The sequence below is a fragment of the Rothia nasimurium genome (genome assembly GCF_042660305.1).
Classification (GTDB): Bacteria; Actinomycetota; Actinomycetes; order Actinomycetales; family Micrococcaceae; genus Rothia; species Rothia nasimurium.
In genome coordinates this window covers 94,603-105,646 of the sequence record NZ_JBHSTW010000002.1, presented here as the reverse complement: position 1 = coordinate 105,646, position 11,044 = coordinate 94,603, and the positions used below count along the sequence as shown (strand labels likewise).

9 protein-coding genes are annotated in these 11,044 nt (G+C 60.6%); 2 read left to right on the top strand and 7 right to left on the bottom strand.

The annotated features are described in order from the left end of the window. The first annotated feature begins 209 nt into the window (after positions 1 to 209). Complete coding sequence (locus ACFP6B_RS01325) at positions 210 to 638, top strand: hypothetical protein (RefSeq protein ID WP_377125809.1); 429 nt, start codon at positions 210 to 212, stop codon at positions 636 to 638. Here ACFP6B_RS01325 and paaZ read toward each other — a convergent pair. Further along, positions 635 to 2,716, bottom strand: a complete 2,082-nt coding sequence (gene paaZ, locus ACFP6B_RS01320; RefSeq protein ID WP_377125806.1) for a phenylacetic acid degradation bifunctional protein PaaZ — start codon at positions 2,714 to 2,716, stop codon at positions 635 to 637. The genes ACFP6B_RS01325 and paaZ overlap by 4 nt on opposite strands. 131 nt (positions 2,717 to 2,847) lie before the next feature. Here paaZ and ACFP6B_RS01315 point away from each other — a divergent pair, with 131 nt between their 5' ends. Next, positions 2,848 to 3,276 carry a PaaI family thioesterase gene (locus ACFP6B_RS01315; protein WP_237207457.1) on the top strand — a complete coding sequence of 143 codons (429 nt, stop codon included), beginning with the start codon at positions 2,848 to 2,850 and terminating at the stop codon, positions 3,274 to 3,276. A 97-nt stretch (positions 3,277 to 3,373) separates the two neighbouring features. On the opposite strand, the gene ACFP6B_RS01310 is transcribed toward ACFP6B_RS01315, so the two are convergent. The 6 genes from ACFP6B_RS01310 to ACFP6B_RS01285 form a co-directional block, all read right to left on the bottom strand. Beyond that, entirely contained in the window at positions 3,374 to 4,240 is an 867-nt protein-coding gene (locus tag ACFP6B_RS01310) for a 3-hydroxyacyl-CoA dehydrogenase family protein (RefSeq protein ID WP_377125803.1), read from the bottom strand. A 9-nt stretch (positions 4,241 to 4,249) separates the two neighbouring features. Next, positions 4,250 to 5,008, bottom strand: coding sequence for an enoyl-CoA hydratase/isomerase family protein (locus ACFP6B_RS01305; protein ID WP_377125800.1), 759 nt, complete (start codon positions 5,006 to 5,008; stop codon positions 4,250 to 4,252). Further along, positions 5,008 to 6,216, bottom strand: a complete 1,209-nt coding sequence (locus ACFP6B_RS01300; RefSeq protein WP_377125797.1) for a thiolase family protein — start codon at positions 6,214 to 6,216, stop codon at positions 5,008 to 5,010. The genes ACFP6B_RS01305 and ACFP6B_RS01300 overlap by 1 nt, the downstream gene beginning before the upstream one ends. 128 nt (positions 6,217 to 6,344) lie before the next feature. Continuing rightward, positions 6,345 to 7,670 carry an MFS transporter gene (locus ACFP6B_RS01295; protein WP_377125793.1) on the bottom strand — a complete coding sequence of 442 codons (1,326 nt, stop codon included), beginning with the start codon at positions 7,668 to 7,670 and terminating at the stop codon, positions 6,345 to 6,347. A 235-nt stretch (positions 7,671 to 7,905) separates the two neighbouring features. Continuing rightward, positions 7,906 to 9,420, bottom strand: coding sequence for a GMC family oxidoreductase (locus tag ACFP6B_RS01290; RefSeq protein WP_377125790.1), 1,515 nt, complete (start codon positions 9,418 to 9,420; stop codon positions 7,906 to 7,908). Positions 9,421 to 9,537: 117 nt separating this feature from the next. After that, a complete protein-coding gene (locus ACFP6B_RS01285) occupies positions 9,538 to 10,953 on the bottom strand; it encodes an aldehyde dehydrogenase family protein (protein ID WP_377125787.1) in 1,416 nt (471 codons plus the stop codon). Between the last annotated feature and the right edge of the window lie 91 nt (positions 10,954 to 11,044).

The following is an 11,044-nucleotide window of genomic DNA, read 5'->3' as shown; positions in this document are numbered from 1 at the left end:
ACGCTCATATTTTTGCCGCGGGTGGGGCCGTTGTCTAGTTGGTGGGTGTGGGGTGCGTGTCTACTTTTGAATAAGCCTCATACCATACCAACTTTCTTTTATATATCTCCAATCGTTTTTCTGGGCTTCATACCGAAACTGTTCGGAAGAAGGAGATATATTTTTCCTAAGGGGAGGGTAGGTCTACTGGCGCGGGGTATCGTAGACCTATGACTGAAACCCACCCCGCACCCACCTTTACCGGCCTAAGCCTGGCGGGGGCGCGCGTCCGCTCCACCAATCGCAGGGCAGAAATGCCCAGCCCGACCGGTAAGGGCACTACCGGTATCAATAAGCAGCCGGTAGCTTCGCTGGAGGTTTTTGCCCCGGCACCCGGCTATGGCAACGGCTCCGGCGTGAGCGGGGATTTTGTGGGGGACGCCAAACACCACGCCGGTGCCTACCTGCGCGTTTTCCAGCCCGGTACCATCACAGCCGGGGATACTATTACTTTTCTACCTGCCCCCGACCACGGGGTGACTATGGGGCAGGCCTTTGCGGCTGCTATGGGTGACCGTGCTGCCATGCAGGCCGTGGTAGAAGCAGGCTGCTACCCGCCTTTCTACCACGACCGGCTCCTGGCTAAGCTGGGGTGCTAGCTGGCGTCAGCCTCGGCCATAGGCCAGGTCTTGGCCACCAGGGTCAGCACGTCGTAGGTGGCCACGATTTCGTCTTTCTGGTTGTGTAGCACCGCGTCCCAGGTGACCTCGCCGTACTCGTCGGTCACGCGCGGGGTAATCTTCTTGGCGGTAAGGGTCACGCGAATCGAATCGTCATAGGTAACCGGGGTGATGAAACGCAGGTTCTCCAGGCCGTAGTTAGCCAGCACCGGGCCCGGGGCCGGGTCAACGAAGAGCCCCGCTGCCCAAGAGACCAGCAGGTAGCCGTGGGCCACACGACGGGGGAAGAAGGGGTTAGCCGCCGCAGCCTCCTCGTCGGTGTGGGCATAGAACATATCCCCGGTTTCATGGGCGAAATCAGTGATGTCCTGCAGTTTCACTTCGCGCAGGTCAGAAGCGAACTGGTCGCCGATGGCCAGCTCGGCTAGGGACTTGCGGAAGGGGTGCACGCCCTCGCCCGACTCTACCTGGGCGCGGGTGACGGTTGCGGCGTCCGCCCCGGGGTGCCACACCCCGGTCAGGGCAGTGAGCTTATTGGGGGAGCCCTGAATAGCGGTGCGCTGCATGTAGTGCTTCACGGCGCGCACGCCACCGAGCTCCTCACCGCCACCGGCCCGGCCCGGGCCGCCATGCACCAGGTGGGGTACAGGGGAGCCGTGGCCGGTTGAGGTCTTGGCGTCCTCGCGGTCCAATACCAGGACGCGGCCGTGGTGGGCGGCAATGCCCAGGGCCAGCTGGGCGGCGGTGGCGTCATCGTGGGTGCAGACCGTAGCCACCAGGGAGCCCTCGCCCAGGGCGGCCAGTTCAACAGCCTCGGCCAGGTCGGTGTACTCCAGCACAGAGGTCACAGGGCCAAAGGCCTCAACGGCATGAACCTCGGGGGTGCGGGCGTCCTCAAAGGTCAGCACCGTGACCGGGTAGAAAGAGGGGCCCTCGGGGGCCTCGCCGCGGAAGGCAATCGTGCCGCCAGCCTCCACCAGGCGGGTCACAGCCTTTTCAACCTCGGCCTTCTGCTCGGGAGAGGCCAGGGAACCCATGGTTACGCCCTCCTCGCGCGGGTCGCCAACCACCACGCGTCCGGAAATCTTGCCTGCCAGGTCCTCAATCACCTCAGCAGAGCGTCCGGCAGGCACCAGGACGCGGCGGATAGCGGTACACTTCTGGCCCGCCTTAGCGGTAATCTCCACCATGACCGACTTGATAAAGGCCTCGAACTCGGGGGTGTCGGCGGTGGCGTCCGGGCCCAGAATAGCGGCGTTCAGGGAGTCGGTTTCGGCGGTGAAGTGCAGGCCCTTGGTCTGCACGCTGGGGTGCTGACGCAGGGCGCGGGCGGTGGCGGCCGAACCGGTAAAGGCTACATGGTCGCGGTAGTCCAGGTAGTCCAGCAGGTCGCGGGCCGAACCAGAAATCAGCTGTAGGGAGCCCTCGGGCAGCAGGCCGGAATCCAGCATGAGGCGCACGGTTGCCTCGGTGACGTAGCCGGTGGGGGTGGCGGGCTTGACGATGGTGGGCATACCGGCGATAAAGGCCGGGGCGAACTTCTCAAGCATGCCCCAGATGGGGAAGTTGAAGGCGTTAATCTCAACGGCAACCCCGGGCAGGGTGGTGTAGATGTGCTCACCGATGAAGGAGCCGTCGCGGGAGAGCTGCTCAACGTTGCCGTCGATAATGACGCGGGAGTTGGGCAGTTCGCGGCGGCCCTTGGATGAGAAGGTGAAGAGGGTGCCGATGCCACCGTCCACGTCGATATAGTGGTCGCGCTGGGTGGCGCCGGTGGCGAAGGAGAGCTCGTAGAGTTCGGTCTTGTGCTCGGTGAGGTACTGGGCCAGCTGCTTGATGATCAGGGCGCGGTCGTGGAAGGTGAGCTTGCCCAGGTTGGCCTGGCCGGTGGTGCGGGCGTAGTCAATGGCCCCTGCGGTGTCGATTCCCTCGGTGGATACCCGGTAGATGGGCTCGCCGGTGATGGCGTTGAGGACGTCCTGGGAAGAGATGGGGTTTTCCGGGGTCCACCAGGAGCCCTTGATGAAGCTGGGGACCAGTGCGGGGGTGCTCGTCATTGAGAAATCCTTACTGTTAGGAAGCCCGGAAATAAATGACCGAGCGTTCAGTTATTGGTATAAACTATAGTTCACATCACAGGTGAAGAAAAGCCTTGCACCCCTTGAGGAACAGGGCGGAAAGGACGCTCATGGGCGAGCAGGTAGGCCCCGGCCAGGAGGCTGACGGGCAGGTCGAACTCTGGAAAATCACCCTGGGTGAGCTAGACGAAAAGATGGGCGTGCAGGTGCTCGAAGAGTCCGCCGAGCGCGTGGTGGCCACCATGCCGGTGGAAGGCAACCGCCAGTCCCTGGGCCTGCTGCACGGGGGTGCCATGCTGGCCCTGGGGGAGGCCGTAGGCTCCTGGGCCGCGGTCATCCATGCCTCATCCATGGGTAAGGTGGCGGTGGGCGTGGATGTGAACGCCACCCACCACAAATCCTCAAAAACCGGCACTGTGCGGGCGACGGCGTCCGCTATCCACCTGGGCCGCTCCCTGACCACCCACGAAGTCATTATCACCCACGAAGACACGGGCGCGCGCCTCTGCACCCTGCGGATCACCAACTTCATCAAGTAGGTACCACCTCAGTCGGGTAGGTACCACTTAAATCAGAAAAACCCACCAACTAGGTGGGTTTTTCTGACTCAGATGGTACCTACTGGGGCAGGCGGGCCTAGCTGTAGTCGTAGAAACCCTTGCCGCTCTTACGGCCCAGCTCCCCGCGGGCCACCATATCGCGCATGAGCTGCGGCGGAGCAAACCGCTCACCCAGCTGCGACTCAAGGTACTCAGCAATGCCGAGGCGGACGTCCAGCCCCACCACATCGGTCAGGGCCAGCGGACCAATGGGGAACTTGTAGCCCAGCACCATAGCGTTATCAATATCCTCAGGGCTAGCCACGCCTTCCTCAACCATACGGATAGCCTCAAGGGCAATCGCCACACCCAGACGCGAGGAGGCAAAACCGGGGGCGTCATTGACCACCACCGGGGTCTTGCCCAGGCCCTCAACCCAGAGGCGGGCAGCCTCCTTCAAGTCGGCAGACGAATGCTTGGACTGCACCACCTCCACCAGCTTGGACGCCGGCACCGGGTTAAAGAAATGCAGGCCAATAAAATTGCCGGGGCGCTGCAAAGACTCAGCCAACCCATCAATCGACAGCGACGAGGTATTCGACGCCAACCAGGCGTCCTCGCCCAGTTGCTCCTCCACAGCCCGCAGGGCTGAAACCTTCACATCCCAGTTCTCGGGCACAGCCTCAACCACCAGCTGGCGGTCTGCAAAATCACCGTAATCCACCGACACCGCAAACCGCTCGGTCAGCTCATCAAAATTACCGTCAAAAGCCCCGCGCTCCAGCGACTTAGCCAGATCGCGCTCCACGCGCTCGCGGGCAGCCTCGGCCGCCTGGGCGTCCCGCTCAACCACCACAACCTGGGCCCCGGCCAGCAGGAAGGCGTGGGCAATACCCGCGCCCATGCGTCCGCCGCCCAGCACGCCCACGCGGGCAGGAACCTTCAACTCGTGAACTTCAGTCATCACTTACCTCTACTTCTTCTTCCGATCAAGAAAAGCCTGCATGCGGTCAAACTTGGCCTGGGACTCAAACAGAATCGCCTGGGCTAGCTCGTCAATGTGGGGGTGGGCCTCGCGCGGGGCCCCAAAAACCCGCTTGGTCACACGCACCGCCAGGGGGTCTTGGGCCCCAATACGGTCTGCCAGGGCGTGGGCGGCAGCCAGAAGCTCGGACGGCTCATGCAGCTCAGTGACCAGGTGCAGCTTCAGTGCCTCCTCGGCAGACAGGATTCGACCGGCCATGAGAATCTCAAGAGCCACCGGCTCACCCACCAGCTCCTTGAGACGCCAGAGGGCACCGGCTGCGGCGATAATACCCAGATTGGTTTCGGGCTGACCCATCTTGATGTAGGGGGTGCCCAGACGGAAGTCAGCTGCATAGGCCAGCTCCGCCCCACCCCCCAGGGCGTAGCCGTCAATGGCGGCAATCACCGGCATGGGGAGCTTGTGAATGCGGTCAAAAATTTGCGAATTGACCCCGCGCAGGGCGTCCTCCCGGCGGCGCTCGCGCAACTGGGCAATATCTGCCCCCGAGGCGAAAATACCGCGCCCATTCACCTCGCACCCGGTCAGAATCAGAATCTTGGGGGTGACCTCTAGGTAGGCGCAGACCTCGTGCAGTTCAGCGACCATGGTGGCATCAATAGCGTTGCGCACTTCGGGGCGGTTCATGCGAACCAGCAGGCGGTCCTCGCCCTCTTCAACGGCCAGGGCGGTGAAATGCTCAAACATTAGACAGCCTCCACCAGCAGGGCAGCGCCCTGGCCCACGCCAATGCACATGGTGGCCAGGCCCTTAGTGGCCCCCTCGCGCTCCATGCGGCCCAGTAGGGTAATCACAATGCGGGAGCCGGACGAACCCAGCGGGTGGCCCAGGGCAATCGCCCCGCCGTCGCGGTTGACGATCTCCTCACTGAGGCCCAGGCGGCGCATGGATGCCAGGGACTGGGAAGCAAAGGCCTCGTTGAGTTCCACGGCCTCCAGGTCGGCCACCGTCCACCCGGCCTTAGCCAGGGCCTTTTCGGTGGCTGGAACCGGGCCCAGACCCATGATTTCGGGAGCCAGGCCCGCCGAGGTGCCGGTGACGACGCGGGCGCGGGGGGCCAGCCCGTACTTCTTCACGGCATCTTCGGAGGCCACAATAATGGCTGATGCCCCGTCGTTGAGGGAGGATGAGTTGCCGGCCGTCACTACAGACCCGCCAGCAACAACCGGCCGCAGCCCAGCCAGCACCTCAGCGGTAGTGCCGGGGCGGGGGCCTTCATCAGTATCAACGACGGTTTCCCGGCCCTTGCGGTCGCGTACGACCACGGGCACGATTTCGTCCTTAAAGTGCCCGGCCTCAATGGCCGCAAGAGCCCGCTCGTGGGAGCGGACGGCAAAGGCATCACAGTCTTCGCGGGAAATCGAATCGACGCGGGCTACCTCTTCTGCGGTTTCTGGCATGGAGTAGGTGAACTTGTCGCGCTCTGCAAAGACGGGGTTGACGAAGCGCCAGCCGATAGAGGTGTCGAAGCTCTGGCCGGGCTTGGCGAAGGCGGTGGTGGGCTTCTCGATGACCCAGGGGGCACGGGACATGGATTCCACGCCGCCCGCAATGACGATATCGGCGTCCCCTGCCTTAATCATCTGGGCGGCCAGGGTAATAGCGCTGAGCCCTGAGGCGCACAGGCGGTTGACGGTAATGCCCGGGACGGTGTCGGGGTAGTCGTTGAGTAGCCAGGCCAGACGGGCTACGTTTCGGTTCTCTTCACCGGCACCGTTGGCGTTGCCCAAAATAACCTCATCGACAGCCGCCGGGTCAATCCCGGCTTTCTCGACGACGTCCTTAATGACCAGGGCTGCGAGATCATCAGGACGGACGGACGACAGCGCCCCGCCGTAACGCCCCACGGGGGTACGGGAGCCGCCTACGAGATAAGCCTGGGGTGTCTGCGACATTCAAACTCCTTTGTCAGAAAGCCAAGAAATAACTGACCAATCGTTCACTAAATCTTTTCACTTTAAGTGATGTAGGTCAAGGGCAAGAGAAAGACCCCCGCCACCGGTGGGTGGCGGGGGTTGAGAGCTTATGCCTCTTCGGGGTGAAGGTCGATCTCCTGGTTGCTCTTGGGTACCATGCTGACCGCAATCACCGACACCACAGCCAGGGCCGAGATGTAGACGCCAATCATCCAGGACTGGCCGGTCTGCTTCAGAATCATCTCAGCAATCATGGGGGCAAAAGCGCCACCCAAAATCGCGCCGATGGCGTAGCCAATCGAGATGCCCGAGAATCGCACGGAGGCCGGGAACATCTCGGCGTACATGGCCGACTGAGGGCCGTAGGAGGGGCCCAGGCCGATGGTCAGGATGAAAATAGCCAGGGTGAAGAGAGCAGCGTTGCCACTGTCGATCAGGAACCACATGGGTACGGCCCAAAGAATCATAAAACCGTAACCCAGCTGGAAGGTGCGCACACGGCCAATCTTGTCGCTCATCCAGCCGCCGACCATGGTGAAGGTAAGCCAGCCCAGGCCACCAATAAGTGAGGCGGTCATGGCGTCGCCGCGGCTCATGCCCAGGGCCTTGACGCCGTAGGAGATGAAGAAGGCGATGACCAGGTAGCCCGCAGCATTGTTGGCGATGAAGATGAGCGCCGCGAGAACAACCTCTTTGGTGTTGGACTTAAAGAGCTGCTTGAGCGGGGCTGATTCGCGCTTCTTAAGGTTCTGCATTTCCTTGAAGACGGGGGACTCTTCAACGGAGTGACGGATGTAGAAGCCTACCAAAATCAGGATGATGGAGGACCAGAAGGGGATGCGCCAGCCAAAGCTCAAGAACTGCTCTTCGGTCAAAAGGGCGTTCAGGAGCAGGTTGACCAGGGTTGCCAAAATCATGCCCAGGGGCACGCCAATCTGGGGGAAGGCTCCGAAGAAGCCGCGCTTGTTGCGGGGGGCGTGCTCAACTGACATGAGGGCAGCGCCGCCCCATTCACCGCCGGCGGAGAAGCCCTGAAGAATACGCAGAACCACGATGATGATGGGGGCTGCGATGCCGATTTGGGCGTAGGTGGGTACGAAGCCGATACCTACGGTGGCAATACCCATGAGGATGAGGGTGAGCACCAGGGTGATACGACGGCCGAACTTATCGCCGATATGGCCAGCTACGATGGCACCGAGGGGGCGGAAGATGAAGCTAATACCCAGGGAAGCCCAGGAAACAATCTGGGCAATGGTCTTATCTTCGCCTTCGGGGGTGAAGTACTGGGTGGCGAGGATGAGGCCTGCGGCCTGGGCGTAGATGAAGAAATCGTACCACTCGATGGTGGTGCCAATGAGGGTGCCTGCGAGCACCTTCTTTTCTTCGCGGCTGACCCGGTGGCGGGTGCTGGTTGCCATGTGTGAAGACATCGGTGTCTCCTTGTGTGCGGGGGCGGATGATGGGCGCCTTTTCTGAGGCGGGTGTCACATTTGTTTGAAATCATATACGAAAACCGGGGCCTGGCAACAGGTCTGCGCGGGAATTTTTTTAACGCTCGGTCAGTAATTTTTTACTCGCCCCGCACACAGGGGCTTAAGGACGCCTGCCCCGCCCGGGTGCGTCCGGGCGGGGCAGGTGCGGGTGGGGTTGTGATTGAAGTTATTTTTACTTCACCAGAACGTCGGCAATTTTCTCGGCAATCATAACGGAAGGAGCATTGGTATTTCCTGTGGGCACTAGAGGCATGACCGATGCGTCGACAACATGCAGATTCTGGATGCCGTATACCGATAAATCACTGGGCGATACAACGGCTTGGCGTCCTGTTCCCATGGCGCAAGTGCCAACCTGGTGGTGATAAGTGACCACGGCGTTCCGAGCGTACTCTTCTAGTTCATCATCAGTTACGTTGGGACCGGGCCAAATTTCTGATGCTTGCCAGTCTTTTGCAAGGGCAGGTTGGCGTCCTATGTCACGACATTGCTTGATGGACTCGACCATAGCCTGTATATCTGAATCTGCTTCAAAAACACCGAGGTCTACCCTGACAGGATCGTTTAGGGTTGACCCTGTGAGAGTAAGTTCGCCTCGTGACTGAGGTCGAACGATGCCAGCCATGAGGGTAAAAGCTTCTTCTGGGCCTGTCATTTCTCCTGGGCCGTATGCCTGCGAATACATGGGGAAAGAGAAGAAAATTGGTTGGGTGTCGGGCAGGGCTTGGGCCGGGGTGGATTTGGCAAAAAGATGGACTTCTGCCGGAGCAACTTCCGGTAAGGGTATGGGGCGCGAAGACTTGTAAATGACGGGCACGAGAAGGTGATCGTGCAGATTCTTACCCACTCCTGGTATGTCTGCGATAGGGTCAATACTAAGCTCCTTGAGCTCATGGGCTGGTCCAATACCTGACCGCAGTAAAATCTCAGGACTTCCGAGGGCACCCGCAGAAAGTACAATCTTTTGGGCGAAAATTTCTTTCACACCATCAGCTGTATGCGCTAGAACACCAACAGCGGAAGTGCTGTCAAAGAGTATTTTTTCAACACGAGCCCCAGTGATTAGCGTCAGATTTTTATGTTTGGAGATGGGCTTAAGATAGGCGTGCCAGACATTGAAGCGCTTGCCTTCCCGAACGTTGAGCTGCATGCGTGAGATGCCCTCAGGGTTCCCTGAGTTATAGTCGGAATTTAGCGGATGCCCAGCTTGCTGTGCAGCTTCCACCATGGATTCTTGGAGTGGGCTGCGAGAAAAGTTCTGTCGCACGTCAAGAAGACCTTTGGTGCCTCTAAGGTCAGAAGGTGGGCCGTCGTAGTTTTCGGCCTTGATGAAGTAGGGGAGCACATCCTCCCAGCCCCATCCTGGGTTGCCGAGGTATTCCCAGGTGTTGTAGTCAGCTGCCGCACCGCGTACCCAAATGCAGGCGTTGAGGGCGTGGGAGCCACCGAGTACTTTACCTCGTGGCAGATGGAGCTGACGGTTATTAGCTCCAGGCTGAGGAGTCGTTAGATAGTCCCAGTCCTGTTCAGAGTGCCAAAGTTTACCGAGATCATTGAGGTGGTCAATGTCTGGGTTCGGCTCCTGCAAGCCAGCCTCAATCAAAGTTACTGTTTTGCCTGCATCGATGAGCCTGCGGGTAAGTACGGCTCCTGCTGAACCGCCCCCTACAATCAAAAAATCTGTCATGACTTTCTCCTTTGAAATATATGTATTCACGCCCCCAAGCTATAGAATCCCGGGCAATTACGGAACCCCTATGCTCGGGGGCGTATGGGGTGTGTGGCTCAGTGATGCTCTAGCGCTTTACTCGCAGATAACCTGCGGCAGGCCCATGTGCTTGAGGCCTTCGACGCCAAACTCCACGCCGTAACCTGACTCCTTGATACCGCCGAAGGGGATGCGGGGGTCAATCGCACCGTGCTTGTTAATCCAGACGGTGCCGGCCTGAACCTTGGCAGCAACCTCCCGGGCTCGCTCAATATTCGATGACCAGACCGAGGCACCCAAGCCTACATTCAGCTTATTAGCCTCTTCGAGGGCTTCCTCCAGGGTGGAGTAGCGGATAATCGGTAGAGCCGGGCCGAACTGTTCTTCAACCACCAGGGGGTTGTCCTTGTCGATATCGGCCACCAGGGTGGTGGGGTAGAAGAAGCCCTTGGCATCTTCGTCGGGGTTGCCGCCCAGCAGGACGCGAGCACCGCCGTCCTTAGCCTTCTGCACCAGGTTGGCCACAATGTCGTACTGGGCCTTGTTTTGCAGGGGGCCCAGGACGTTCTGCTCCTCAAGGCCCACACCCATGGGCATGTTCTGGGCGACGGCAACCAGCTCATCACAGACCTGGTCGTAGAGGGAATCGGGGACGTAGAGGCGCTTGAGGGCCGCGCAGGTCTGGCCGGTATTGATAAAGGCGCCCCAGAAGAGGCCCTCGGCAATGGCCTTGGGGTCGGCGTCGTCAAGCACGATACCGGCGTCGTTGCCGCCCAGTTCCAGGGTGAGGCGCTTGAGGGTATCTGCGGTTGAAGCGGCAATCTTCTTGCCGGTGGCGGTGGAGCCGGTGAAGGTAATCTTGTCGATGCCCGGGTGGGTGGTCATGGCGGCGCCCACCTCGGGGGTTGCCGGGATAATCTGTACGACGCCCTCGGGGAGCACGGTGTTGATAACCTCAACCAGGGCCAGCACGCTCAGGGTGGTGTACTCGGAGGGTTTGAGGACAATGGTGTTGCCCATGCGCAGGGCCGGGGCAATCTGCCAAATGGTAATCATGAGGGGCCAGTTCCAGGGGCCGATGCCGCCCACTACGCCAATGGGGCGGTAGTTGAGCACGGCGCGGGTCTCGCCGTCATCCACCAGGGTCTCTTCCTCCATGCCGAAGGACGCGGTGGCGCGAGTCCAGGCTACGCAACCGCCCAGCTCAAACCGAGCATTGGGGCCGTTGAGGGGCTTACCCTGCTCGCGCGACAGCAGTTCGGCCAGGGGCTCGGAGGCCTGCTCGATGGCGTCCGCCATCTTCATGAGGTAGTCGCTGCGCTCGGCGTGAGAGAGGGCTGCCCAGGCCGGCTGGGCCTCCCGCGCTTTGGCGACAAGCTGGTCAAGGACGTCGGTGCCCTGCTCGGGTGCCAGGCCGATAAGTTCTTCGGTGGCCGGGTCAAAAACCTCGCGGGTGCCGCCCGCGGTCACGCGGCTCACCAGTTCTGAGTAGGATGTGGGTAGTGACAGCATTGTCATCTCCTTGCTGTTAAAAACGGTTACATCTATGATGTGAGTCACGGTTTTATGCGCGTTAGGCGAGCCGTGCACAGTATTTGGCGCA

Excerpts from the sequence above, each read along its gene's own strand:
- ACFP6B_RS01325 (WP_377125809.1), top strand. The coding sequence starts at position 210 with ATGACTGAAACCCACCCCGCACCCACCTTTACCGGCCTAAGCCTGGCG.
- paaZ (WP_377125806.1), bottom strand. The coding sequence starts at position 2,716 with ATGACGAGCACCCCCGCACTGGTCCCCAGCTTCATCAAGGGCTCCTGG.
- ACFP6B_RS01315 (WP_237207457.1), top strand. The coding sequence starts at position 2,848 with ATGGGCGAGCAGGTAGGCCCCGGCCAGGAGGCTGACGGGCAGGTCGAA.
- ACFP6B_RS01310 (WP_377125803.1), bottom strand. The coding sequence starts at position 4,240 with ATGACTGAAGTTCACGAGTTGAAGGTTCCTGCCCGCGTGGGCGTGCTG.
- ACFP6B_RS01305 (WP_377125800.1), bottom strand. The coding sequence starts at position 5,008 with ATGTTTGAGCATTTCACCGCCCTGGCCGTTGAAGAGGGCGAGGACCGC.
- ACFP6B_RS01300 (WP_377125797.1), bottom strand. The coding sequence starts at position 6,216 with ATGTCGCAGACACCCCAGGCTTATCTCGTAGGCGGCTCCCGTACCCCC.
- ACFP6B_RS01295 (WP_377125793.1), bottom strand. The coding sequence starts at position 7,670 with ATGTCTTCACACATGGCAACCAGCACCCGCCACCGGGTCAGCCGCGAA.
- ACFP6B_RS01290 (WP_377125790.1), bottom strand. The coding sequence starts at position 9,420 with ATGACAGATTTTTTGATTGTAGGGGGCGGTTCAGCAGGAGCCGTACTT.
- ACFP6B_RS01285 (WP_377125787.1), bottom strand. The coding sequence starts at position 10,953 with ATGCTGTCACTACCCACATCCTACTCAGAACTGGTGAGCCGCGTGACC.